General features: G+C 62.0%; 21 protein-coding genes and 1 tRNA gene. 10 read left to right on the forward strand and 12 right to left on the reverse strand.

Annotated features, from left to right (window positions below; genetic code table 11):
- Positions 1–22: 22 nt before the first annotated feature.
- Positions 23–1,570, reverse strand: coding sequence for an esterase-like activity of phytase family protein (locus ACR9ZN_RS33120; RefSeq protein ID WP_481274214.1), 1,548 nt, complete (start codon positions 1,568–1,570; stop codon positions 23–25).
- Here ACR9ZN_RS33120 and ACR9ZN_RS33125 point away from each other — a divergent pair.
- The 5 genes from ACR9ZN_RS33125 (at position 1,569) to ACR9ZN_RS33145 (ending at position 8,179) form a co-directional block, all read left to right on the forward strand.
- Positions 1,569–1,838 carry a hypothetical protein gene (locus ACR9ZN_RS33125; protein WP_441773840.1) on the forward strand — a complete coding sequence of 90 codons (270 nt, stop codon included), beginning with the start codon at positions 1,569–1,571 and terminating at the stop codon, positions 1,836–1,838. The genes ACR9ZN_RS33120 and ACR9ZN_RS33125 overlap by 2 nt on opposite strands.
- Before the next feature lie 159 nt (positions 1,839–1,997).
- On the forward strand, positions 1,998–4,148 hold the full coding sequence (locus ACR9ZN_RS33130; protein WP_434955838.1) for a sodium-translocating pyrophosphatase: 2,151 nt from the start codon (positions 1,998–2,000) through the stop codon (positions 4,146–4,148).
- A 95-nt stretch (positions 4,149–4,243) separates the two neighbouring features.
- Positions 4,244–5,176: a LysR family transcriptional regulator gene (locus ACR9ZN_RS33135; RefSeq protein WP_454813449.1), complete on the forward strand. Its 933-nt coding sequence runs from the start codon at positions 4,244–4,246 to the stop codon at positions 5,174–5,176.
- Between the two features lie 62 nt (positions 5,177–5,238).
- Entirely contained in the window at positions 5,239–5,679 is a 441-nt protein-coding gene (locus ACR9ZN_RS33140) for an NIPSNAP family protein (protein WP_481274215.1), read from the forward strand.
- Positions 5,680–5,905: 226 nt separating this feature from the next.
- Positions 5,906–8,179, forward strand: a complete 2,274-nt coding sequence (locus tag ACR9ZN_RS33145) for an FdhF/YdeP family oxidoreductase (protein WP_481274216.1) — start codon at positions 5,906–5,908, stop codon at positions 8,177–8,179.
- A gap of 27 nt (positions 8,180–8,206) precedes the next feature.
- Here ACR9ZN_RS33145 and ACR9ZN_RS33150 read toward each other — a convergent pair whose 3' ends face one another.
- A complete protein-coding gene (locus tag ACR9ZN_RS33150) occupies positions 8,207–8,800 on the reverse strand; it encodes a TetR/AcrR family transcriptional regulator (RefSeq protein ID WP_454813452.1) in 594 nt (197 codons plus the stop codon).
- A gap of 304 nt (positions 8,801–9,104) precedes the next feature.
- Here ACR9ZN_RS33150 and ACR9ZN_RS33155 point away from each other — a divergent pair, with 304 nt between their 5' ends.
- From ACR9ZN_RS33155 to ACR9ZN_RS33165, 3 genes are read left to right on the forward strand one after another with little or no spacing between them, the layout of a single operon-like run.
- Positions 9,105–9,602 (forward strand): (2Fe-2S)-binding protein, encoded by a 498-nt coding sequence (locus tag ACR9ZN_RS33155; RefSeq protein ID WP_434955843.1) that lies wholly within the window; start codon positions 9,105–9,107, stop codon positions 9,600–9,602.
- Complete coding sequence (locus tag ACR9ZN_RS33160; RefSeq protein ID WP_481274217.1) at positions 9,599–10,657, forward strand: FAD binding domain-containing protein; 1,059 nt, start codon at positions 9,599–9,601, stop codon at positions 10,655–10,657. Before ACR9ZN_RS33155 ends, ACR9ZN_RS33160 begins: the two co-directional genes overlap by 4 nt.
- A complete protein-coding gene (locus tag ACR9ZN_RS33165) occupies positions 10,650–12,914 on the forward strand; it encodes a xanthine dehydrogenase family protein molybdopterin-binding subunit (protein ID WP_481274218.1) in 2,265 nt (754 codons plus the stop codon). Before ACR9ZN_RS33160 ends, ACR9ZN_RS33165 begins: the two co-directional genes overlap by 8 nt.
- Positions 12,915–13,011: 97 nt before the next feature.
- Here ACR9ZN_RS33165 and ACR9ZN_RS33170 read toward each other — a convergent pair whose 3' ends face one another.
- The 7 genes from ACR9ZN_RS33170 to ACR9ZN_RS33200 all read right to left on the reverse strand — a co-directional run bounded on the left by ACR9ZN_RS33170 (position 13,012) and on the right by ACR9ZN_RS33200 (position 20,779).
- On the reverse strand, positions 13,012–14,643 hold the full coding sequence (locus ACR9ZN_RS33170) for a phytoene desaturase family protein (protein WP_454813456.1): 1,632 nt from the start codon (positions 14,641–14,643) through the stop codon (positions 13,012–13,014).
- 286 nt (positions 14,644–14,929) lie between these two features.
- Positions 14,930–15,586 carry a MerR family transcriptional regulator gene (locus ACR9ZN_RS33175; RefSeq protein WP_481274219.1) on the reverse strand — a complete coding sequence of 219 codons (657 nt, stop codon included), beginning with the start codon at positions 15,584–15,586 and terminating at the stop codon, positions 14,930–14,932.
- Positions 15,587–15,892: 306 nt separating this feature from the next.
- A complete protein-coding gene (locus ACR9ZN_RS33180; protein WP_434955848.1) occupies positions 15,893–16,210 on the reverse strand; it encodes an integration host factor subunit alpha in 318 nt (105 codons plus the stop codon).
- A 255-nt stretch (positions 16,211–16,465) separates the two neighbouring features.
- Entirely contained in the window at positions 16,466–17,443 is a 978-nt protein-coding gene (locus ACR9ZN_RS33185) for a beta-ketoacyl-ACP synthase III (protein WP_434955849.1), read from the reverse strand.
- The gene (gene plsX, locus ACR9ZN_RS33190; protein WP_454813460.1) at positions 17,443–18,516 is read right to left on the reverse strand and encodes a phosphate acyltransferase PlsX; all 1,074 of its coding nucleotides are present in this window, start codon (positions 18,514–18,516) and stop codon (positions 17,443–17,445) included. Before plsX ends, ACR9ZN_RS33185 begins: the two co-directional genes overlap by 1 nt.
- 220 nt (positions 18,517–18,736) lie before the next feature.
- Positions 18,737–19,276 carry an ATP-binding protein gene (locus ACR9ZN_RS33195; protein WP_481274220.1) on the reverse strand — a complete coding sequence of 180 codons (540 nt, stop codon included), beginning with the start codon at positions 19,274–19,276 and terminating at the stop codon, positions 18,737–18,739.
- 138 nt (positions 19,277–19,414) lie between these two features.
- On the reverse strand, positions 19,415–20,779 hold the full coding sequence (locus ACR9ZN_RS33200) for an L-serine ammonia-lyase (RefSeq protein ID WP_481274221.1): 1,365 nt from the start codon (positions 20,777–20,779) through the stop codon (positions 19,415–19,417).
- A gap of 148 nt (positions 20,780–20,927) precedes the next feature.
- Here ACR9ZN_RS33200 and ACR9ZN_RS33205 point away from each other — a divergent pair.
- Positions 20,928–21,003: transfer RNA gene (locus ACR9ZN_RS33205), tRNA-Thr, on the forward strand.
- A gap of 222 nt (positions 21,004–21,225) precedes the next feature.
- Here the strand turns inward: ACR9ZN_RS33205 and ACR9ZN_RS33210 are convergent.
- Together ACR9ZN_RS33210 and ACR9ZN_RS33215 are read right to left on the reverse strand one after the other, a co-directional pair.
- Complete coding sequence (locus ACR9ZN_RS33210) at positions 21,226–21,672, reverse strand: VOC family protein (RefSeq protein WP_481274222.1); 447 nt, start codon at positions 21,670–21,672, stop codon at positions 21,226–21,228.
- Between the two features lie 716 nt (positions 21,673–22,388).
- The gene (locus ACR9ZN_RS33215; protein WP_441772636.1) at positions 22,389–22,748 is read right to left on the reverse strand and encodes a helix-turn-helix transcriptional regulator; all 360 of its coding nucleotides are present in this window, start codon (positions 22,746–22,748) and stop codon (positions 22,389–22,391) included.
- 1,461 nt (positions 22,749–24,209) lie between these two features.
- Here ACR9ZN_RS33215 and ACR9ZN_RS33220 point away from each other — a divergent pair.
- Positions 24,210–24,794 carry a TetR/AcrR family transcriptional regulator gene (locus tag ACR9ZN_RS33220; RefSeq protein ID WP_434955855.1) on the forward strand — a complete coding sequence of 195 codons (585 nt, stop codon included), beginning with the start codon at positions 24,210–24,212 and terminating at the stop codon, positions 24,792–24,794.
- Positions 24,795–24,841: 47 nt separating this feature from the next.
- Here the strand turns inward: ACR9ZN_RS33220 and ACR9ZN_RS33225 are convergent, their stop codons facing one another.
- Positions 24,842–25,372, reverse strand: coding sequence for a metallophosphoesterase (locus ACR9ZN_RS33225; protein ID WP_481274223.1), 531 nt, complete (start codon positions 25,370–25,372; stop codon positions 24,842–24,844).
- Positions 25,373–25,390 lie beyond the last annotated feature (18 nt).

The following is a 25,390-nucleotide window of genomic DNA, read 5'->3' on the forward strand; positions in this document are numbered from 1 at the left end:
GGGATGGACCCTATTTTCATTCTCACTTTGCCGTCAGAGCCTTGGCGAGATCTTCAGGCAGGGTCAGACGATAGGCCAGCACCAGGGTGTCGTTGGTGAGACCGGCATCATAGCTCTGGCCCTTCATCACCCCCTTGCGGGTGAGAAAGTCGTTGTCGTTGCCGACGAACAGGAAAGCGTCGTTCGGAGCGGCCGGATCGAGGGCCGGCACCAGCGTCATGGCTTCCCACTTCTCCGACAGTGTGAGATCATTGGATTTGGCGTTGTCGATGTTGAGGCCGAACTTGCCGAGCTGGGTGGCGTTCAAGAGGTTGACCAGCACCTGCGAGCGGGCAGGGGTGATGGCAGTGTCCAGGACGTTGCGCTCATCCTTGGCGGGCGCGATCGGCTTGGTGCCGGTTTCATAGTCCGTGCCCGCGAGGTTGGTGGCGCCACTGGTGTCGACCACCAGGATGGCCTTGAACATTTCGGGGTTTTTGCAGTCGCAGCCATGGCCGGCGCCATCACGCGCCAGTAGCAGGAAGCGATGATCGTCGAGCGCTACCATCTCGCTCTGGGCCGCGGTGCTGTCGATCTTGCCGTCGCCCTTCTTGGAATAGACCGGAAGCTCGATCGCATAGACGGCCTTGGGGGTCTTGGGTAGCGGGTGGGAGGCCACGTCGTAGACATAGATGCGAGTGGTGGCGCGGTTCGCCTGGTTCTTGCTGGCGGAGCTGTCCTGCAGCGTGCCGCTCTGTAGCACGGCATAGAGTGTCTTGCCGTCCGGTGTCAGCGAGATTGCTTCCAGGCCCTGATTGTTGCGCCGGCCGGTATCGGGCGCGTCCATCGAGGTGAAGTTGATCTTGCCCTTCTTGGTGGGAGTGAGTGCCGGCCCGGGCGGGATGACGCCCTTCAGCCTGCCGTCGGCACCGAACAGATAGACAGCCGCTGCATATTCGTCCCCGACATAGAAGCTGCCGTCGGAGCGGTAGGCGATCGACTCGGCGTCGAAGGACAGGGAGCCGGCGCCAAGCGCTCCGGCCGGCGGCACGGGCAGGGTATAGCCATTCATCTCGACGGTGTTGTCGGCGGGATCGGCGCCTGTCGTCGGCTTGCCGTCGAGGCCGGTGAGGAAGACGCCCTTGTCGTCGAGTGGCTTGAGTTCGATCTGCGCCTGCGAGGTCGCCGCAGTGGGCAGAGTGGGGCCGGAATAGGGCGTGAAGGCTAAATCAAAGGCGAGGACACGGCCCTGATAATCGAAGAACAGGCCCTTGTCGGGATTGTTGTAGCCACGGTCCGGCAGGGACCGAAGCTGGCCCTTATAGCCGTTGGCGGTCTTGCTCCAGCTCTTGGGATCGATCGTCATGGAGGAGAAGGAACCGAGCGTATCGCCCTTTTCGTCCTTGAGGTCGGCGCTCAGCCGGCCGACGCCGACCAGACCGTGATTGACGAAGCTGCCGCCGGCGAAATCGATCTTCTCCTCGCCCGGGGCGGAGGAAACGAAAGGTTCCTTGACGACGAGTGGCTCGGCCACGGCCAGCGTCGGCAGAACCGAGAGGGTGGTGAGGAGGACGGTCCGGAGAAGGCGCATGAAAATCTCGCTCGGTGGCCAGAACGCCGGCGCGCCAAGAGAAAACGCGCCTTTATTCTCGGTCTTTGTTGTTTCGATGCGTCTTCGCGATTTCGGCGAGGGAGCCAAATCGCAAGACGCGTCAGCGTGGACTTCCTTGGCAAGAGCCGATGACAGGGGCGTGACAGTTTTCCGGCGGGTGACGCACCAGGAGGTTCTTCGAAAGAAACCTGGGATCTTTGAAAGAACTTGCCGCCAACGCACTGCGTCGGTTGCGCTGCCCGTGTGATTTTGGCAGCATCGCGGCAATCCGGACAATCAAACGGCTCCGGTGGGAGGATTCGCCGCACCTGCAATATCCTGGCCTTCGATACGAAGGGCAGGCGTGGTTCGTTCGTGCGATTTGTTCAGCGGCTTGTGAGAGTAAAGAACAAGGAAAATATAGTCCATGCTTTCTCTGTGGGTCATTATTGCGTGCGGGGCGCTTTCCCTCGTTTACGGAGTCTGGGCATTCCAGTCGGTGATGGCGCAGCCTGCCGGCAATGCCCGGATGCAGGAAATCGCCGGTTACGTGCGCGAAGGCGCGCAGGCTTACCTCAGGCGCCAATACATCACCATTTCCGGTGTCGGTATCATCATCTTTGCCCTGGTTGCCTATTTCCTTTCGATCCCGAGTGCCATCGGCTTCCTGATCGGCGCGGTGCTCTCGGGGCTTGCAGGCTTCATCGGCATGAACATGTCGGTGAGGGCCAATGTCCGCACGGCACAAGCCGCGATGAACTCGCTGGGGCAGGGGCTCGAAGTCGCCTTCAAGGCCGGCGCGGTCACCGGCATGCTGGTAGCCGGTCTCGCCTTGCTGGGTGTCTCTGTCTACTACTATGTGCTGACCGGGCCGATGCAGCTCTCCTTCGCTGATCCCAAGCAGGCGCGCGAGATCATCGATTCGCTGGTGTCTCTCGGCTTCGGCGCCTCGCTGATCTCGATCTTCGCCCGTCTGGGCGGTGGTATCTTCACCAAGGGCGCCGATGTCGGCGGCGATCTCGTCGGCAAGGTCGAGGCCGGCATCCCCGAGGATGATCCACGCAACCCCGCCACCATCGCCGACAATGTCGGCGACAATGTCGGCGATTGTGCCGGTATGGCCGCCGACCTGTTCGAAACCTATGCGGTCACCGTGGTCGCCACCATGGTGCTGGCGGCGATCCTGTTCGCCGGCACGCCGGTGCTCTCCAATGTGCTGCTCTATCCGCTCGGCATCGGCGCGGCCTGCATCGTCACCTCGATCATCGGCACCTTCTTCGTCAAGCTTGGTGCCAACCAGTCGATCATGGGCGCACTCTACAAGGGCTTCATCGCTTCGGCGGTACTGTCGGTCGGGGGCCTGGCCGTTGCCACGCATTTCCTCATCGGCTGGGGTTCGATCGGCACCATCGCTGGGCATGATGTCACCGGCACCGCTCTGTTCGCCTGCGGCATCGTCGGCCTGCTGGTAACTGGCCTGATCGTCTGGATCACTGAATATTACACGGGCATCGGCTATCGGCCGGTGCGCCAGATCTCGCAGGCCTCTGTCACGGGGCACGGCACCAACGTCATCCAGGGCCTTGCCGTCTCGCTCGAAGCGACGGCGCTGCCGACCATCGTGATCGTCGCGGGCATCATCGCGACCTACTCGCTGGCCGGCCTGTTTGGCACCGCCATCGCGGTGACGACGATGATCGGCCTCGCCGGCATGGTGGTGGCGCTCGACGCCTTCGGCCCCGTTACCGACAATGCCGGCGGCATAGCCGAAATGGCCGGCCTGCCCAAGGAAGTCCGCAAGTCGACGGACGCACTCGACGCCGTCGGCAATACCACCAAGGCCGTGACCAAGGGCTATGCCATCGGTTCGGCCGGCCTCGGCGCCCTGGTGCTGTTCGCCGCCTATACCTCGGACCTGACCTACTTCGCCGCGAACTCGACACAGTATCCCTATTTTGCCGGGGTGCAGCCGAACTTCTCGCTGGCCAATCCCTATGTGGTGGTCGGCCTGCTGCTCGGCGGCCTGATCCCTTATCTGTTCGGTGGTATCGCCATGACCGCCGTGGGCAAGGCAGCCTCGGCTATCGTCGAGGAGGTTCGGCGTCAGTTCCGCGAGAAGCCTGGTATCATGCAGGGTACCGACAAGCCGGATTACGGCAAGGCGGTTGATCTTCTGACCCGCGCTGCCATCAAGGAGATGCTGGTCCCCTCGTTGCTGCCGGTGCTCTCCCCGATCGTGATCTATTTCCTGGTTCTGTGGATCACCGGCTCGAAGTCCGACGCCTTCGCTGCCGTGGGCGCCATGCTGCTCGGCGTGATCGTCACCGGCCTGTTCGTCGCCATCTCGATGACGGCGGGCGGTGGTGCCTGGGACAATGCCAAGAAGTCCTTCGAGGATGGCTTCATCGACGCCAACGGCACCAAGCACCTCAAGGGCTCCGAAGCCCACAAGGCCTCGGTGACCGGCGATACGGTCGGCGATCCCTACAAGGATACGGCTGGTCCCGCCGTCAATCCGGCGATCAAGATCACCAACATCGTCGCACTCCTCCTGTTGGCCATCCTGGCCCATCACTGAGTTTTTGCGATAGATTATGGTCGTGTGGGGGAGGGCATTGCCCTCCCTCATTCGTTTTGAAATGGCCGACGCCGCGGCCAGAATGGTTCTGACCGATGATCGAGACGCGTCTCCTGCACCAGTTCGTCGTCCTCGCCGAGGAGCTGCATTTCCATCGCGCCGCCGAACGCCTGCACATGGCCCAGCCGCCGCTCAGCCAGGCCGTGCGCAAGCTGGAGGAGAAGGTCGGCGCACGCCTTTTCACACGCAGCAATCGGCATGTCGCCTTGACCGAGGCGGGGGTCGCGTTCCTGGAGACGGCGAAAGCGTGCCTGGCAAACCTGGAGCAGGGGGCTTTGCGGGCACGCCGGATCGAGGCGGGGCTGACCGGCCGGCTTGCCATCACCTTTGTCGGCACGGCCCGTCGTGACCTGGTTCCGTTGGCACTGCGGACGTTCCGCTCCCGTTTCCCGGATGTGGAACTCATTCTGCGCGAGGCGACAACGGCCAAGCAGATCGAGACCTTGCGAGGCAACCAAGCCGATATCGGCTTCATGCGCTGGCCGGGGGTTCCTGCCGACGATATCCATTTTGAGCGAATCGAGCGCGAGCCGGTCCTGGCTGCCTTGCCCGACGATCATCCCCTTGCGACGGGTGCGGCGATAAGGCTGGAGCAACTGGCCGGGGAAGGCTTCATCATGACCCCTCGCAACGAGGGGGTGAGCTTTCACGACCAACTGATCGCCTTATGTCGCCACGAGGGATTCGAGCCGCGCATTACCCAGGAAGCCTGCGAAATGCAGACCGTCGTCGGCCTGGTTGCAGGCGGCCTCGGGGTCGCGCTGGTGCCGGCCTCGGCCTGTCAGGAGAACCGCAAGGGGGTGGTTTTTTGTCCGATCATCACTGCCGCACCGGATGAATTGAGCCATATGGATATGGTTCTCGGTTGGCGGGCCGATATTGCCTCGCCGATCCGCGATAGCTTCGTTGAAGTTGTCAGGCAGGTGGCAAAGCTTGATACTCAAGAGGTATCAATCGCTCATCTATAATATATTTTACATTGATCGCCGAGTGACCAAAATCGCTTCCGAGTTGAGTTGGAGCGGTTGCCATGAATCTTCAGACCACGGACCGACGTGATGTCCTGAAATTTGCGACGGCTGCCGTAGCGACGGCCTTTGCCCTCCATACCGGCTCCAGTGATGCCCGAAGGAGCAAGAATTCGATGATCTATCAATTGCGCATCTACGAGATATTCGAGCACAACAAGGCGGCTTTTCATGCCCGCTTTCGCGACCATGCCATCCGCATCATGAAGACCTATGGCTTTGACTTCGTCTCGCTGTGGGAGACGGCCACGCCGGAGCGGACGGAACTTGTCTACCTGCTGCGTTGGCCGGATGCTGCGACCATGAAAGCGAGCTGGGACCGCTTCATGGCCGATCAGGAGTGGCAGCGTATCAAGGATGAAACCGCGGCGCATGACGGCAAGATGGTGGGCGCCATCGAAGACCGCGCCATGCAGGCTGTTGATTACGCACCCCAGATCTGAGGGGCTGAAATCGTCCGGGAACGCAGGCGTCTTCGCCTGCCTTCTCAGTGCCCCCAATGGGCCGTCGGCGAACGCCTTTTTATGTTGGTTGACACGATGAGGAGAACGCGCAAGCTGGATCGGGGTTGAGCCGAAACAATCCGGGAGGCTCCTCGATATGCGAGGGCTGCCTGGCTGGCCGCGACCCGCGACGATCCAAATGGGATACATAGGAGCGGAGGGACATATGGCCCGCAAGCGCGACGTTCCTGGCATCAGGCCGTATGACAGCCCCGCCGGCGGCTGGGGCGCACTCAAGGCGACGGCAGCGGCCGTGCGCACGCAGATGGAAGTGCTCGAAGCGCCGCTGACCTTCTTGCGGATGAACCAGCCGGAGGGTTTCGACTGTCCCGGCTGTGCCTGGCCGGACAAGGAGCACAGCTCGACTTTCCAGTTTTGCGAGAACGGCGCCAAGGCCGTGACCTGGGAGGCGACGAGCAAGCGCGTTACGCCTGAATTCTTCGCCGATCACACGGTGACCGAACTCCTGGGCTGGAGCGACTATCACCTCGAGAACGAGGGCCGCCTTACCCACCCGATGGCCTATGATTCGGAGACGGACACTTATCAGCCGATCGAGTGGGACGATGCTTTCGCGCGTATCGCCGCTGCATTGCACGCTCTGCCGGATCCGAACATGGCGGAATTCTATACCTCCGGCCGCGCCTCCAACGAGGCCGCTTTCCTGTTTCAGCTCTTCGCCCGCGAATTCGGCAGCAACAATTTCCCCGATTGTTCCAACATGTGCCACGAGGCCACCAGCGTCGGCCTGCCGCAATCGATCGGCATCGGCAAGGGCACGGTCTCGCTGGAGGATTTCGACCATTGCGAGCTGATCCTCTCGCTCGGGCACAATCCGGGTACCAACCATCCGCGCATGATGGGAACGTTGCATGAATGTTCGCGGCGTGGCGTGCCGATCATCGTGTTCAACCCACTGAAAGAACGGGCGCTAGAACGTTTCGCCGACCCCCAGAATGCCATCGAGATGGGCACCTTCGGTTCCACGCGGATCGCCTCTTCCTACTATCAGGTCAAGGTCGGTGCGGACGCCGCAGCCCTCAAGGGGGTCATGAAGGCCTTGGTCGAGTTGGACGAGGCCTCGGGCAACCAGGTGCTCGACCACGATTTTATCGCCGCCCATACTCGCGGCTTTGCCGAGTTCTCCGCCGATCTGAAGGCGACGTCCTGGGACGCCATCGAGGCCATCAGCGGTTTCGGCAAAGCCCAGCTCGGTGACGTTGCCGAGGCCTATGCCCGTTCCAATGCTACCATTGTCGCCTATGGCATGGGCATCACGCAGCACAATCGGGGAACCGCCAACGTCCAGCAGATCGCGAACCTCCTCCTGCTGAAAGGCAATTTCGGCAAGCCGGGAGCCGGTATCTGCCCCTTGCGCGGCCATTCCAACGTGCAGGGCAATCGTACGGTCGGCGTTACCGAAAGGCCCAACACACCCTTGTTCGAGGGCATCGAACGCACCTTCGGCTTCAAGCCGCCGACGCATCACGGCCATGATGCGGTGGCCACCATGGAAGCGATCGATGCGGGCAGCTCGAAAGTCCTGATCTGTCTGGGCGGCAATTTTGCCGTCGCCATGCCGGACCCTGACCGCTGCCACGCGGCCATGCGCAAGCTCGACCTTGCCGTGCATCTCGACACCAAGCTGAACCGCTCGCAACTGCTCGTCGGCAAGCACTCGATCATCCTGCCGGTGCTGGGACGGACCGAGCGCGACATGCAGGCGAGCGGGCCTCAGGCTGTCACGGTGGAGGATTCGATGTCGATGGTGCATGCCTCGCGTGGCAGGTTGCCGCCGGCATCGGAGCATCTTCGCTCCGAGACGGCCATCGTCGCCGGCATGGCCATGGCGACGCTGCCCAACAGCAAGGTCTATTGGGCCGAGATGGTCGCCGATTACGATCTCATCCGTGACGCCATCGAGAATGTCCTGCCGGATTTCAAGGACTACAATCAGCGCATTCGCATCCCCGGCGGCTTCCGCCTGCCCCTACCGCCGACCGAGCGCATCTGGCCGACCCCGTCGGGCAAGGCCGAGTTCCTGCCCTTCAAGGGGTTGGAAGAGGACCCAGCCAGCGCCGATACCAGCATCCTCAAGCTGGCGACCATACGCAGCCACGACCAGTACAACACCACGATCTATGGCTTGAACGACCGCTATCGCGGTGTGTTCGGCCGTCGCGACGTGTTGTTCGTGAACGCGAATGATCTATCCCGATTGGGCCTGGAGCATGGCGATCTCGTCGAGGTCGAGACAGCGCTGCCGTCGGGCGAACCTCGGCGCCTCAGCCTCACGGCCATTGCCTATGATATCGCCCGTGGCTCGGTCGCGGCCTATTATCCCGAAGCCAATGGGCTGGTGCCTCTCGACTACAAGGATGAGGAAAGCGGTACGCCCTCCTACAAATCCGTGCCGGTGCGGATCCGGAAGGCAAGCTGATCGGCAGAAGACTCCCCGACCGGATACTCACCCTGCCTTTGCAGCTCCAACGCACAGGCCGTCGACGAAAACGTCGACGAGCCGCTGTACCGCTTCCAGCCAACCGGGATGGTCGCGCATGTAGCACATGCCCACCAGGGCCCGCAGCAGGTCTTCCGGTGCGACGTCCGTCCGCATCTGGCCTGCGGCAATGGCGCGGTCCAGGAGGGCGCCGAGCGCCTTGGTCAGGCGATCGAAGGAATAGGCATAGAGTTCGGATGGTGCATAGGCGGCGAGAGCCAAGGCCGTCAGCATGCCTTTCTTGGTGGCGACCAGCTGGACATTGGCATGCAGCCAGCGGCGGACGGCATCGACCGGCTCCATCTCGTCCTTCAGCTGCTCCGCCAATTCGCTCAGATGGTCCACCTCTTGCCGATAGACCGCCTCGAACAGTGATTCGCGGGTGGGAAAATGGCGGTAAAGCGTGCCGATGCCGACTTCCGCCTGCCTCGCGATCGCTTCCAGGCTCGCCCCGGATCCCCCCAAGCTGAAGACGGTCTTGGCGGCCGCCAGCAGCCGCTCTCGATTGCGGATCGCATCGGCGCGCGGTCTGCGGCTTGTTTTCTCGGTTCGCTCCACCATCTGAATTCAGTCAGCCTGCCTCTTGCAAAACGGAGGATCCCTCCGTATAAATACAGCATGAGCATCAAATCAGACAGATGCTTTCCAATCAAATCGATGCCCGATCCCGTTGGGCACCCCGTTTGCATCCGGCCGCCCAGATTGTGTCTCGCGGCTTGAAGCCCGGAGTTCGATCCATCCGGATCGCGCTCCTCCGGAGACTCTGAAGAGACAAGCGCTTTTCGATCCGAGGAATCGGCCACACCCAAAAGCGCTTTGCTCTTGGCAGCCTCGACAGCCAGAAATCAGTCGATTGGAGCAGTGTATGACTTTCTCCATTAGCCTCACCGTGAACGGTGAGCAACGTCACGTCGAACTCGACGATCCCAGGGTGACGCTTCTCGACCTCCTGCGGGAGCGCCTCGATCTCACCGGCACCAAGAAGGGCTGCGACCGCGGGCAATGCGGCGCCTGCACCATTCTAGTCGATGGCCGCCGTATCAATTCCTGCCTGGCACTTGCCGTCAGCCATGATGGTGCGGAGATCGAAACCATCGAAGGCGTAGCGCAGGGTGACCATCTTCACCCCATGCAGGCGGCCTTCATCACCCATGATGGTTTTCAATGCGGCTTCTGCACGCCAGGCCAGATCATGAGCGCGATCGGCCTGATCCGCGAGGGCCAGGCCGGGGAGGATCCCGAGCGTATCCGCGAGGGCATGAGCGGCAATCTGTGCCGCTGTTCCGCCTATGCCGGTATCACCGAGGCCGTTCTGGAAGCCCACCATGTCCTCGCCGAGAGCGGACGGAGGAAATCGGCATGAAGAGCTTTGATTATGTGAGGCCGGCGACGATCGCCGATGCGGTTGCGGCGGCCTCACAGCCTGGCGCTGCCTTTCTTGCCGCCGGTACCAATCTCCTCGACCTGATGAAGACCGGCGTGAGCCGTCCCGACCGGCTCGTCGACGTCACCCGCCTGCCGGATCTCGGACGGATCGACTGGCTTCCCGACGGTGGTGTGCGGATCGGTGCGCTGGTGCGCAATGCCGACCTTGCCCATGATCCGGCTTTCGCAAAAACCTATCCCGCGGTCGCCGAAGCTCTGCTGTCGGGCGCATCCGGGCAGTTGCGCAATGCGGCTACGGTCGGCGGCAATCTGATGCAGCGCACGCGCTGTGCCTATTTCTTCGACGTTACCGGCGCCTGCAACAAGCGCGCGCCGGGGTCCGGTTGTGATGCCCACGGCGGCGAGAATCGCCTGCACGCGATATTGGGCTGGAGCGAGGCCTGCATTGCCACGCATCCATCCGACTTCTGCGTGCCGCTGGCGGCTCTTGGCGCGGTGGTGGAAATCGAGGGCAAGGCAGGGGCTCGCCAGATCTTGCTTGCGGATCTGCATCGCCTGCCGGGCGAATTGCCGGAGCGCGATACCGCCCTCGACGCCGGCGATCTGATCGTGGCGGTGCGGCTGCCCGCCGATGCCGCACTCTTTGCCGCCCATGCGCGCTATCTCAAGGTCCGCGAGCGGACGTCCTATGCCTTTGCGGTGGTGTCGGCGGCAGCAGCCTTGCGCCTCAAGGACGGTGTGATCGAAGCGGCTCGGCTGGCGCTCGGCGGCGTCGCGGCTAAGCCGTGGCGCTCCAGCGAAGCGGAGGCGATCCTGGTCGGCTCGGCGCCGGACGAAGCCGCCTTCCAACGCGCGGCACAGGCGGCTCTCGCCGAAGCGAAGCCCTCGGGCGACAATGAATTCAAGATCGAACTGGCGCGCCGCACGCTCGTGCGCGCCTTGGCCGAAGCGGCCGCCGGCACGCCGGATCGCGTTCCTGCTCTGCCAGGTTCTCCCTTCTCAACGCAGCCCGGAGCACGCCGAGATGCCTGAACCCGTCACGCCCGACCTCAAGCTCAACCGTGCTCCGGCTCATGTCCGGCACGGTTCCAATATCGGCCAACCCCTGACGCGCCGCGATGGCGTCCTCAAGGTCACCGGGGCCGCGCGCTATGCGGCCGACAATCATCCTGCCGGAATGCTCTATGCCGTAACGGCTGTGGCGCAGATTGCCCGCGGCCGGGTTGCCTTCCTCGACATCCAAGCCGCCAAGGCCCATCCGGGCGTGGTGGAGGTGATGACATCAGACCACAAGCCCCCCTTGGCGCAGGATCCGGATGCCAAGGACCATCCCTTCATGTTCCGGCTCGATCTCCTGCAGAACGATCGCGTGCGCTATGCTGGCCAGCCGATCGCAGTGGTGATCGCGCAATCGCTGGAAGCGGCTACGGAAGGCGCCGCGCTGCTGGCGCCGCGTTACGAGGCCGAGACGGCGCGAGTTGGGCTCGACGGCGACAGTTTCGTGCCGTCGGCCGTGGGCGTCGGCAATCCGTCGCAAGCCGTTCATGGTGATATCGAGGCCGGCTTTGCCAGGGCGGACAGCCAAGTGGAAGCCGTCTACGAGACCCCTGCCCAGTATCACAATCCGATCGAGCCGCATGCCATCGTCGCGCATTGGCAGGGCGACACCCTGTCGATCGATACGCCCAGCCAGGGCATGGCGATGGCGCAGGGCCGCATTGCCGGGCTTTTCGGCATAGCGCCCGACAAGATCCACATCCGCAGCCCGTTTCTCGGCGGCGGCTTCGGCTGCAAGGGGCTCGTTTCCGGTCCCCAGATCCTGGGGATCATGGCCGCCCGCCTGGTCGGCCGGCCGGTGAAGCTCGTGCTGAGGCGCGATCAGATGTACGGGCCGGTGGGTCATCGTGCCCCGACCCGCCAGACCTTGCGACTCGGAGTTGCCAAAGACGGGGCGCTGACGGCGCTGGTCCATCACGCCCTGACGGCCTCGTCGACCTTCGACGATTTCTTCGAGCCGGCGGCCGGTGCCTCGCATGCGCTTTATGCCAGTCCCGCCATCGCCACCACCTATGACGCCGTGCGGACGGATACGGGAACGCCGCTGTTCATGCGTGCGCCCGGCGAGGCCTCCGGCTCCATTGCCCTGGAAAGCGCGATGGACGAGGCGGCCTGGGCAAGCGGTATCGATCCGCTCGAGTTCCGGCTCAGGAACTATGCGGAGATCGAGCCAACCACTGGCAAGCCCTTCTCCTCCAAGGCCCTGCGCGAATGCTATGCCGAAGGCGCCAAGCGCTTCGGCTGGGCCGGTCGGCCGCTTGCTCCCCGCCAGATGCGCGATGAGGCCGGCTTTCTCGTCGGCTGGGGCATGGGCACAGCGATCTTCCCGGCCTTGATGTTCCAGGCCGAGGCGCGGGCCGTGATCCGGCAAGACGGTTCCGGCCTGATGGAAACCGGCGCCCATGACATGGGGCAGGGCGCCTGGACTGCCCTGGCCCAGATCGCCGCCGATGGCCTGGGGCTCGATCTCGATCGCGTGGAATTTCGCGCCGGCACCTCGGACCTGCCGGATGCGGGCATCGCCGGTGGTTCGGCGCATACGGCCACGGCCGGCTCCGCGATTCATGAGGCTGGCGCGGCGGTAATCGCCAGGCTGGCCGAACTGGCTGTAGGCGATGAGCGCTCGCCGCTGTTCGGGGCCGGCAATGCCGGTGTGATCGCCCGCGAGGGGCGGCTCTTCCGCCGCGACGACGAGAGCCGCAGCGAGAGCTATGGCGACATCCTCGTCCGGGCGGGGCTGTCGGAGATCGAGGCTCGGGGCCGCAGCAGCGCCGATCCGGCGTCGCAGGCCAATTACGCCATGCATGCCCACGGCGCAGTTTTCGCCGAGGTCAAGGTCGATCCCGATCTCGGACAGGTACGTGTCAGCCGCCTCGTCGGCGCCTTTGCCGCGGGCCGGATCGTCAATCCGCATCTGGTTCGCAGCCAGTATCTGGGGGGCATGATCTGGGGCGTGTCCTTCGCCTTGCACGAGCATGCGGTTGTTGACCACCGTTCGGGGCGGATCATGAATGCGGATCTCGCCGAATACCACGTGCCCGTCAATGCCGACGTGCCGTCCCTGGAGGCCATCCTGGTCGAGGAGCACGACCCGCATGTGAACGCGCTCGGCATCAAGGGCGTCGGCGAGATCGGCGTCACCGGTACGGCGGGCGCGGTGGCGAATGCCGTCTGGCATGCGACCGGCAAGCGCGTGAGAAGCTTCCCGATCGCCATCGAGGAGTTGTTGTGATCGGGGCTGGGTAACGGCTCGCAGCACCGTGGGCAATTACGTGGCTCAGTGATGGGTGGCGGGGCGTCTGCCCGCCACCGCTACCACTACCACTCAATCAGACCCGGTCGCAGAGCATCTCCCGAGCGGCGTTGTGGCCTGGGGCGCCCGTGACGCCGCCGCCGGGATGGGTGCCGGAGCCGCAGATATAGAGCCCCTTCACGGGCGTGCGGTAATCGCCATAGCCAAGCATGGGCCGGGCCGAGAACAACTGATCGAGCGACAATGTACCGTGGAAGATGTCGCCGCCGACGAGGCCGAACACCCGTTCGAGATCGAGCGGCGTCAGCACCTGGCGTCCAAGCACGCTCTGCTTGAAGCCGGGCGCGTAGCGTTCGACCGTGTCGATCATCAGGTCGGCGACTTCCTCGCGATGAGCATCCCAGCTTTCGCCGTTCGGCAGTTGCGGTGCCACATATTGGCAGAACAGGCTGGCGACGTGCTGGCCCCGGGGCGCAAGCGTATCATCGAGCGTGGAGGGGATCAGCATCTCGACGATGGGCTGCCGGCTCCAGCCATGGCGGCGGGCCTCGAGAAAGGCATCTTCCATGTAGTCGAGGCTCGGCCCGATGATGATGCCGGCAGTGTGGTGGACACCTTGTTCGCGTCCCGGCAGGGCGGTGAAATCAGGCAGCTCGGAGAGCGCCACGTTCATGCGCAGCACGCCCGAGCCGCATTTGAAGCGTCTGATACGCTGCAGGAAGTCGGCCGGTACGGCGTCTTCGGGCACGATCTTGTCGAAGAGCAGGCGCGGTCCGATATTGGCGGCGACGGCTTTGGTGCGGATGATGCGGCCATCTTCCAGCTCGACACCGGCCGTAACGCCCTTTTCGACGATGAGCCGGTGGACCGGGGCGTCCGTCTCGATCTCGGCGCCGGCCTCGCGGGCAGCCTTGGCCATGGCCTGGGTGATGGCGCCCATGCCGCCGATGGCGTGGCCCCAGGCGCCCTTCTTGCCGTTCACCTCGCCGAAGACGTGATGCAGCAGCACATAGGCCGAGCCCGGCGTCGAGGGGGCGGCATAGGACCCGACGATGGAATCGAAGCCGAACAGCACCTTGGCCTCGGGGCTCTCGAACCAGCCGTCGAGATAATCGCTCGCCGATTTGGTGAAGAGGTCGAGCAAGACGCGGCGATGGTGCATGTCGAGCTTGGACAGGCGGTGGCCAAGCTTGCCGGCGCGCAATAATTCCGGCAGCGAGCCGAACCAGCCGTCATCGGAGACGTTGGGCGGCGTCTCCAGGATGAGATCGCGCAGCACGTCGGCGATGGTGTCGATCTCGTCGCAATAGGCCGGGAAGCGGGCGGCGTCCTTCTCGCTGAACTTGGCGATCTCGGTCTGGGTGCGGCCCTCACCGGAGAGGATGTAGCGCCCGTCGGGGAAGGGAAAGAAATTGGAGGCCTGGCGCTCGACCACCTTGAGGCCGTGGCGTTCCAGCTCCATGTCCCGGATGACCTTGGGATTGAGCAGGCTCACCGTGTAGGAGGCCACCGAATTGCGAAAGCCCGGATGGAACTCCTCCGTCACCGCGGCGCCGCCGACAACGGAGCGGCGCTCCAGCACCTTCACCCTTCGGCCGGCCCGTGCGAGGTAATAGGCGCAGGTCAGGCCGTTGTGGCCACCGCCGATGATGACCGCGTCATAGGGAGCGTTCGCGCTGCGGACCGCGGGCGTAGATGCGTCAGCCAATTCTTCGAAGCCTTTTTGTTGTGACGCTGCGGCTGGGACCGCGGGCGTCTCGTCCGCTCGTTCTTATGCGGCATGCGCAACGCTTCCAAGGGCCGGTCGTCGCAATCGACGAACACATGGCTGCGGCGTCCATGGTCCCGGGCGCCATGCCGTTCCGGTTTCCTAGAGCAAAGCGCGTTTAGACGGAAACGCTTGTTTGATCTAGCTCTTTGGTTCCAAGCCAATCCAACGGATTGCCTGGAGCGTCTTTGCGATTCTTGGCGTGACCGCCAAATCGCAAAACGCTTTAACCGCGCGCGGCTTCGAGTATGTGCTTGCACTCGCCGAGTTCCAGCAGCACCGTCTGCAGTCGCCGGCGACGTTCGTCGCTCAGCGACAATCCGCTGCCGCTTTCGGCGCGAGTGGCCGGGGGCGGTGCAGGGCGCGGCTCGGCTCGCATGGGCGGGCCTGCGAGAGACGACAGTGGCAGCGAGGCCTGGGCCGGTGGTGACTCATAGGTTTCGGGCTCGTCGTCGAAAACTGGCTCGACTCGATCGTCGGCCTCTTCGTAATCGCCCGCGGGATCAGCGGGCGCAGCGGCCTCCGCTTCGGGCCATTCGGCCCGCTCGCGGCGACGCTCTTCCTCGTCCGCCCGTGGGATCACGGCGACGGGCGGCACATAATCCTCGTTCTGGGCCCGGCCGATCTCGATCACATGCCGATTGCCGCGCTCCTTGAGGATGCGCTGGACACCCTTGATGGTGTAGCCCTCGCCATAGAGATAGTAGCGAATGCCCTTGAGCAGATCGATGTCATCGGGGCGATAATAGCGACGCCCCCCGCCGCGCTTCAGCGGCTTGATCTGGCTGAAACGGGTTTCCCAGAAGCGCAGGACGTGCTGGGGCAGGTCTAGATCTTCGGCGACCTCGCTGATCGTGCGAAACGCGTCAGGTGCTTTTTCCATGCTGCCGGACTCCCGAGCGGAAAGCGGCGAATCGTGCCTTTCCCCTATCACTCGTCCGATTCTGTGATGAAAGACAAGCGTTTATCACTTGTTTCCAACCCAAAACATCACCGAGTGGTAGCGTGAAACCGTCAGAGGGAAGGGGATGGCCGCTGTCAGCGGGCGAGAGCAGCTGCGATTGCCGGCTGATTTCAGGGGTGCCTGAACATGAAACCTGCCTTGGCCGGCGAACCAGAATGTGCTGCTCGCAGAGTATCGGACAGAACAGTCCAATACCGGTTTGGCTGGCTCATGCCAATAGGGTGCCTATTCGTCCACGATGCCGTCGACATTCTCGCCATTGATCTGGGCCTTGAGAATGTTGGAAGGCTTGAAAACCATGACGCGGCGTGGGGAGATCGGCACTTCCTTGCCGGTCTTTGGATTGCGGCCGATGCGCTCGCCCTTCGAGCGGACGACGAAGGAGCCGAAGGATGACAGCTTCACCGTCTCGCCCCGCTCGAGGCAACTGGAGATTTCATGCAGGACCATCTCGACCAGTTCCGATGACTCGGTCCGCGACAGGCCTACTTTCTGGTAAACCGCTTCGCAAAGATCTGCTCTTGTGACGGTATTTCCCGCCATCGCTTTCATGCCCCACGTTGGACAGGCGCCATGGAGAGGCCACCTGTCTGTTATCCGTTCGATGCAACCCGGAACTGCGGGAAGCCTGTCCCGCCACGAATCCGCCCCGCAAATCATCCCAGCAGGGCCGGCACTGAAGTCCCGACTCTATGTCACTGAAAACGCGAAGCTATTGACGAAATCGGTCAAGGTCAACCACCAATCGAAACCGGTGTTCGCTTCCGCCTCTCTCAGGCAACCGTCAAATTCGTCAGACTACCAGCGGATCAGGGCTGCGCCCCAGGTGAAGCCGCCGCCCATGGCTTCGAGCAGGACAAGGTCGCCCCGCTTGATGCGCCCGTCCTTGACCGCGGTGTCGAGCGCCAGGGGAATCGAGGCGGACGAGGTGTTGGCGTGCTCGGCCACGGTGAGCACGACCTTCTCCGGCGGCAAGCCGAGCTTCTCGGCGGTGGCATGGATGATGCGAGCATTGGCCTGGTGCGGCACGAACCAGTCCACGGCGTCATAGGCCAGGCCGAGATCATCCATGGTGTCGATGATGATCTGCGGCACCATGCCGACGGCGAGCTTGAAGACCTCCTTGCCGTCCATGCGCAGCTTGCCGACGGTGCCGGTGGTGGAGGCGCCGCCATCGACGTAGAGCTTGGACTTGTGGCGCCCGTCCGAGCGCAGCTTGGTCGCCAGCACACCCTGATCGTGGATCGAACCGTCATTCATGGTGGCTTCGACCACCACGGCGCCTGCGCCGTCGCCGAACAGCACGCAGGTGGTACGATCCGACCAGTCCAGAATGCGCGAATAGGTCTCGGCACCGATGACGAGCGCATGCTTGGCCGAGCCGGAGCGCAGGAAATTGTCGGCGATGGAAAGACCGTAGACGAAGCCGGTGCACACCGCCTGAACGTCGAAGGCAGCGCCGCCGGTCATGCCGATATTGGCCTGCACGGTGGTGGCCGTGGCGGGGAAGGTGTTGTCGGGCGTCGATGTCGCCAGCACGATCAGGTCGATGTCGGAGCCCTTCAGGCCGGCATCGGCCAAAGCGCGCTCGGCGGCTTTGGTGGCGAGATGCGAGGTGAATTCGCCCTCGGCCGCCTGATGGCGCGCGCGGATGCCAGTGCGCTGTACGATCCATTCGTCGGTGGTGTCGACGTGCTTCGACAGTTCCTCATTGGTAACGCGCTTTTCGGGCAGGTAGGAGCCGATGCCTCGGATGACGGAACGAATCGTCGCCATTATGCCGCGTCCGGATTGCTGGCAGCGACCATCACGGCGCGATGGTCGAAGCTCAGGCTTTCGGTGATTTTCTTCATGAGATCTTGCTTCACCATATCATAGGCCAGATCGATGGCAGCCGCGTAGCCTTCGGCATTGGCGCCGCCGTGGCTCTTGATCACGATGCCGTTCAGGCCAAGAAAGACCCCGCCATTGACACGGTTGGGGTCGAGTTTATCGCGCAGGGCCTGAAAGGCGCCGCGGGCAAAGAGATAGCCGATGCGCGCCATCAAGGTGCGCGACATGGCCGAACGCAGATAGGAGGCGATCTGCTTGGCCGTGCCTTCTGCGGTCTTGAGAGCGATATTGCCGGCAAAGCCCTCGGTCACCACCACGTCGACGGTGCCCTTGCCGAGATCGTCCCCCTCGACGAAACCGTGATAGGTCAGATCGGGCAGGCTGGTCTCGCGCAGGATACGGCCGGCTTCGCGCACCATTTCGAGGCCCTTGACCTCCTCGACGCCGACATTGAGCAAGCCAACCGTGGGTCGCTCTACGCCCAGCACGATACGGGCCATGGCCGCGCCCATCACCGCCATGTCGATCAGGGCGTTGGAGTCGGCTCCGATGGAGGCGCCGACGTCGAGGACGATCGATTCGCCCCGCAAGGTCGGCCACAGAGCGGCGATGGCGGGGCGGTCGATTTCGGCGAGCGTGCGCAGGCAGAAGCGCGCCATCGCCATCAACGCGCCGGTATTGCCGGCCGAGACGGTGGCGTCGGCCTCGCCCTTGTTGATGGCGTCGATGGCCAGCCACATCGAGGATTTCTTGCGGCCATAGCGCAGGGCATGGCTCGGCTTGTCATCCATGCGGATGGCGACATCGGTGTGATGGACGCTGGAAACGGCTTGAAGGCGCGGATGGGCCGTCAGCAACGGGGCGATGGTGGCCTCGTCGCCATAGAATGAGAAGCTCAGATCGGGATGGCGGGTGAGCGCCAGCTCGGCGGCTGGAATCACGACCGTGGGGCCGTGGTCGCCCCCCATCGCGTCGAGAGCGATACGAATTTTCGAAGCCCGATTATCGGAAGCCATGAAGTGTTCGGTTGCCCTGTTGCGTCTGGCCGCTTCGCACGGCGGGGAGGCGCTGCGTTTTGCAGCAAAAGACCATGCACCACAAGAGTGTAGCGAAGGTTGACGGCCGGAATTTAGGCTCGTCAAAGATGTAGAAGCCTTCGACTGACCGATTCTCACGTCAAAATCATGGTGATGACGGCTCGAAACGCAAGAAATTGCCGAAGCTTCACCAAGCCCGTCAGTGTACCAGCCGGAACGAACCGCTGGCCGCAGCCTGGCGGACGGCCATGAGCGTGTCGGACGGGGATTGCCCCGCGGTCGGGATGACGTGGCGCTCAAGCGGCCCCAGCAAGGACAACTGCTCGTGCAGGGCAGTGATCGGTTCGGGATCGCTGAGCGTGTCGCCGCCGCGAAGGCGGCAGCGTTCGATGGCGGCCGAGAGCGGCGGGCGCAGCACCACATAATGCAGCGGTGGGGCGAGTGTTCTGAAGGGTGGCAGGAACCAGGGGCCGATGATGCCGTCCACGATCACGAAATAGCCGCCGCTGGTATAGGCTTCCGCGGTACGGGCGAGCACGTCGATCACGACTTCGTTCTGCCGATGCGCCTGCGGGAGATAAGGCGGGATCGCTCCATTCTTGACGAAGTGCCAGAAATCGTCGGCATGCAGATGCACCGCGGGTGCACCGGGCTCGGCGGCCAGGGCACGGGCAGTGGTGGTTTTTCCCGATCCCGGAGGCCCGGTGAGAATGAGGATCTGGCCAGCGAGATCAGGCATGGTTCAGGCAAGGGGAGGAAATGGCGTTCAAAGCGTTCTGGACCAGGCACGAGAGGAGTGCAAGGTTTTCGAACTCTGCATTGAAGGTCGTCGGCCTTGCTGGGCGGAAGGCAGTTTCGGGGAGAGCGCTGAAAAGCGTCAGCACTCCACCGCATTGACCGCGAGGCCGCCCTGCGAGGTTTCCTTGTATTTGGACTGCATGTCCGCGCCGGTGATGCGCATAGTGGTGATCACCTGATCGAGGCTGACCTTATGGGTGCCGTCGCCGCGCAAGGCGAGGGATGCGGCGGCAATCGCCTTGTTGGCCCCGAAGGCATTGCGTTCGATGCAGGGAATCTGTACCAGGCCGCCGATCGGGTCACAGGTCATGCCCAGATGATGCTCCATGCCGATCTCGGCGGCATTCTCGACCTGGGCGATATTGCCGCCGAGCGCGGCGGCAAGGCCCCCCGCAGCCATCGAGGCGGCAACTCCGACTTCACCCTGGCAGCCGACCTCGGCACCGGAGATCGAGGCGTTCATCTTGAACAACATGCCGATTGCGGCAGCCGTGAGCAGGAACTCGTCGGCGCCGGCTTCCGAATAGTCACAGAAATCCCGGTAATAGCGCAGCACTGCCGGCACGATGCCCGCTGCGCCGTTGGTAGGCGCCGTCACCACGCGCCCGCCGGCGGCGTTCTCCTCGTTCACGGCGATGGCGAAAAGGGAGACCCAGTCCATCATCTCATGGGGGGCACGGACATTGCGGCCGATATCGATGAGCAGGCGGTCATGCAGGGCCTTGGCCCGGCGCTTCACGCGCAATCCGCCTGGCAATTCGCCCTCCTGGCGCATGCCGCGGTCGATGGCCGCATCCATCACGACGCGGATTCCGGCGAGCCGCTCGCGCACGGTGGCTTCTGGTTGGTTCGCCATCTCATTGGCGAGGACGATGCCGCCGATGGTCAGGTCGTGCTCGCTGCCCAGGCGCAGCAAGTCGGCACCACTGCGGAAGGGGTAGGGGACCTCCGTCGTCTCGCGCGCCGTGGCACCTTCGCCCTCTGCCAGCACGAAACCGCCGCCGATGGAATAGTAGAATTCCGTGGCGAGGGCGGTGCCGCCCTCGTTCCAAGCCGTGAAGGACAGGGTGTTGGGGTGTCCCTTGGGCGGGGTCTTGCGGTCGAAGACGATGTCGCGGTTGCGCTCGAAGCTCATGGCCCGGCGCCCACCGAGCGCGAGCATGCCCTTGCTGGTGGCGTCTTCGACGATCGCGGCGACGGTCTCGGGATCGACGGTTTCCGGTTCCTCGCCAGCGAGGCCCAGGATCACCGCGATATCGCTGGCATGCCCGTGCCCGGTCCAGGCCAGCGAGCCGTAGAGCACCGTTTCGACGCGGTGGGTATGGATGAAATGGCCCTGCTTGCGCAGCGACTGCACGAAGCGATTGGCGGCGCGCATGGGGCCGACAGTGTGCGAGGACGAGGGTCCGATGCCGATTTTGAAGATGTCGAAGACACTGATCATCGGCTCTGAGTTCCCCACCAACCGGTTACTGTTGGATCGCAACAATCGGAACGCGCCATCGCCACAGGGAGCGTAACAAATATTACACCAACTTTCATTGCACAGGAAACTTGCGCGAAGGGGCTCGAATTGCTACCCCAAAACCGACGCCGGTTTAGCTCAGCTGGTAGAGCAACCGCCTTGTAAGCGGTAGGTCGCGAGTTCAAGTCCCGCAACCGGCACCACCTTCCCACTTCCCTTGGGTTTCAATTGTTTGGGCCGTGCCGTCGCAGGCTGGTGGAGTGGTTTTGTTCTAAAGCTTGACGCTCTGGCATCGCTTTCATGGTGAGCGCCACGGGCCAGTCGCTCGTGACAGTTGCCTGGAAAGTCGCCAGGGTTTCAAAGCCAGCTATTGGGCACCGGCGATGACGGCGGATCGGGCCGCGTCACTCCTCGTCATTGTCGCCTTATTGTGCGGGGCCGAGTTCCTGGGCGAGTCCGATCAGAAGCCCCCCAGGCCTGCGGATGTAGCAGAGCCGATACGCGTCTTTATACTGGACGACCTCACCTACGAGTTGCGCGCCGCTATTGCGGAGCCGTTCGAGCGTCTCGTCGATGTCGTCGACGGTGAACATGGCGCGGAGGTAGCCTAGAGCGTTAACCGGCGCGTTGAGGTGATCGGCGATGACAGGCGGCGAGAGGAAGCGGGATAGCTCGATCCGGCTGTGACCGTCCGGCGTGCGCATCATGGCAATCTCGACGCGCTGATCGCCTAGCCCAGTGACACGTCCCGCCCATTCTCCTTCGATCGTGGCACGTCCTTCGAGCTCGAGGCCGAGCTCGCGAAAAAAATCGATCGTCCCTTCGAGGTCATCGACGACGATTCCTACGTTGTCCATCCGTTTGAGCGCCATGTCACAAATCTACAAGGTGTCGTCTGAGCCGTAAACTCCTAAAACTGCTTGCTAGGGGCAGGGAAGCAAGTGGTGATTCAGGGCACTGGTTAGGAGCCTTATGATGCATCGCCGGCTCGATCTGAGGGATTTTGGTTGGTCGCTGGTCGAGCCAGTGCCGCCGCAAAAGAGCCGGGGTGTTGCGCGGGTCGACGATTTGCCTCGATTGGCAGGCGAGGATCCTCGCCTGCTGTCCCCTGGTGCCGGTTCTTCCGCTATTTGCGGATGAAGCGGACAAGGCACTGCGGAACTTGGTTGCGAGCATAGCTGAAAAAGCGCTCTCCACCGCAGCGTATCGGATGCTCGGCAAGGTGTCCGTCTTTGGCGCGCAACCCATACGGAGTGGATTTTCATCGTCGCGAAGGCTGATGTAACATTGGCTCGACGGCGATACGGATGTCGCGAATGCCGAGCGTCTCTCCAATGAGATTTAGATCCGCGAGTCTCGTAACTGCGGTCTCGACACGGGTCCATCCGGCCCCTCGGCTGCTCAAAGCAAGTCGAGATACAGCGGTTCAGGATCGCTCATACACCCCAGGATGCAACCAGCAACACCGGCATGGGCCTTCGGTTCGCCAGAATATGCCGTCCACGCGTCAGTGATTGCTCGGTCACGTGATGCATCCGGCCATATCGGTGGCGAGCGCCGCGGAGGCGTGCGTGGCATCCATCTCCTCTTAGGAAATAATAGTCCTGCTCGACCCCAGTATCATAGAAATGTGAACTCTAAGTACTTTGGCGATTTTTATGTAAGTGATCATCGGCGAGTTGAATTTCCCGGTCTCGATGTCGACAATTTCCTCGATAGATACATGTGCTTTGTGCGAAAGTTCCTCCTGGCTGAGATTATTTGCTTTTCGCCACGCTTCTACGATATTGATTTCATTGCCCTCAACGTGTCCATTGGGAAGCGCGCGCGAGGATTTCAGGTGTCGTTGTATATCAGCCCGCATGCGGTAGTAGGGACTGCAGGCGACGGTGATATCTCGGTGTTCAGGCGTGTCTGAGTGGCGTAATTTGGCCGGATGCCTTTGCATATGGACCTCCATATTTGAAAATAATGGTGTTAATCGAATTTTTCCGATTTTTATTATATAGATAGATGTAATTACATTTTATTTTGGTTAAATATTATTCAAGTACGTGTAATTTTTATTTACATTCTACAGTAGAGTTATCAATTTCTCTGTGAGGGGCGGCGCATTCTTTTGCTTTTGTGAGATTGTTGCTGGAAAGTCTCATTGTCGATGTGTCCGTAAGGTATTGAACTCTCTCCATCTTCAATCTGAGGCCATCTGCTGCAGCGTCTCGAAGAGAATTCGCTGCGTAACCACATCCAAAAATCGTCGCGACGATGGCTGTAACAGCGACGAAAGAGCGCGTGTTCATATTAACTCTCCGGTGATTGCCGCACGTCTGCCGTGGGAGATGGATTGAGAGAAACGACGGCATGCCATGACTGCGCGGAGGGACTAATTTATGCCTGCAACCACAAGATTTTCGTTTTGATGTCGCCAGAATATCGATCACTTAACGCATGAGTGCTGGATCAATTAAGCAGAGGGAATGATATCATCAAAAATTGCATCGACATCTTCGTCAATATTAGACAAGAAAAATGCAAATACAGCGTCGAAACGCCAAAATATTCCCTGTTGACTTTTGTGGCACCCTTTTGGATTTGGACCTACCATTATATTTATTGGCGCGAATTCATTGAGTTTCGAAGGGCGCGCTCCCCGTCGTGCCGGCGGTCGCATTGCTGCCCGGGAATGGGTGGGCCCTTTGCGGGCTACCTTGTGATGTTCCGAAGCCCCGAATCTCGCCCTAAGTCCTTATGCGGCTAAATATGGCCCGGCGCGTTTTCTTTCAGGATAGGCGATGACGAGTTTTCAGGGGATGCGGCGGGGGGCGAAAGGGTGGCCGTACATAGTTACCGCCAGCGGCTCGATAATATTGTTCGTCATCACCGGGGCGATTGCTAGGTGACAAAAATAAAGCGCCGCACCTGTTGGGGAGGTGCGGCGCCCGAAAAGAAATCAAACTATGCAATATCGAAAAGCGCAAACACGCCTTCATCTACACTTACGTACTAACAATCGTTACTGAACTGACGATACGCTTGAACACTCAGTCTCGGAGGAGCCGCAATCCAGAAAAATGATTGCCATCCCTTCCATGGGGTTGTTTATAAGACGGATCGTCTCCTAATGCAAGAGATATAATACGGGGCGTATTGAAATTTTCGTGAGCGGTGAGCTGTCGCTTATCCCTCCTCAATGGGCGGCGGCCGGCGCTTAGTCTCGAGCTGCTGCTCTGTCGATTTCCGCCCGCCGCCACGGGAGATAGGGTGGCCATACAAGGTCTGGTTGATTGTAAACAAGCACAGAAGCGTATATATATGAGACATTACGTCTAGATTATATTCTTGACATTTGAAGGAGTTGTCGGTGGCCATTGCGCAGCAGGCGGCACGACCCGTCGGAAGACCGCGCTGCATGGAAACGCATCAGGCGATTTTGCATGCAGCGGCCGAATTGCTTGAACGCGCTCCCTATCGCGACATTTCGGTCGAACGCATCGCTGCCCTTGCCGGGGTAGGCAAGCAGACCATCTATCGCTGGTATGACAGCAAGGCCGATCTCCTGCTCGATGCCTATCTTGCCCGCTGCACCGAAGTGCTGCCACCCATGGTTGCAGGCGGCGAACCCATGGTGAATTTCCGCAACTATGTACGCCGTCTGGCTGAATATCTCAGCAACCCGATGATGGAGGGCGCCTCCAGGGCCCTCCTGGCCGAGGCGCAGTTCGAACGTCCGTTCCGAGAACGATTCAGCGAGATCGTCATGAAACGCCGCCAGGAGATCGCCAGGGCTTTCGTGATCTCAGCTATGCATAAGAAGCAGATCCGGGACGATGTCGATCCAGATATGGTACTGGATCTGATCATGTCTCCCATCTTCCAGCGGTTCCATACCACCGTGACACCGCCCGATGCGGCCTATGTCGACAAGATCTTCGATATGGTGCTGGCGGGGCTGGCTGTGCGGAACGAACCCGTGGCCAGGGTTGCCGCGGAGTAGGATAGAGCACTGACTGCAGAACGGCCTCCGCTGCCGTCCTTCAGACGTCAGGTGCCGAAAATCTGCTGACGCCCGGCCATCAGCGTGGCCACTTCCTCCACTGCGAGGGGGGCGTAATCATGGCTGTCCACGCCGACATCGAGGCTGTAGCCGAAGGGCTCGTTGTCGAGGCGGCCGTGCACATGCCCGAACAGATGCCAGGCCCCGCGCCAGGCTCCCGGCCATTCCCGCATCGGATAATGGCACATCACGATAGTCTGGCCCTTCCCGCGTATCTCCCTGATCTCGGCTATCGAACGCAAGCGCCCGGTCGATTCCAGCTTGGTCGGATCGTCGTGGTTGCCGAGGATGAGATGGATCTGGCCGTTGAGGCGTTCCAGATAGGTCTCGGCTGGTTTGCCCGCGCGAAAGCTGAAATCGCCGATGTGATAGACCACGTCGTTGGGCGCGACCTTGTCGTTCCAGCGTGCGATCAAGGTCTCATCCATCGCCTCGACGGTTTCGAAGGGGCGCTTGCACAGGCGGATGATCGATTCGTGGCCGAAATGAGTATCGGCGGTGAAGAAGAGCTTGCTCACGGCAGGGCCTGTTTCGAG

The sequence above is a fragment of the Labrys sp. HAY1-8F genome (assembly GCF_056754975.1).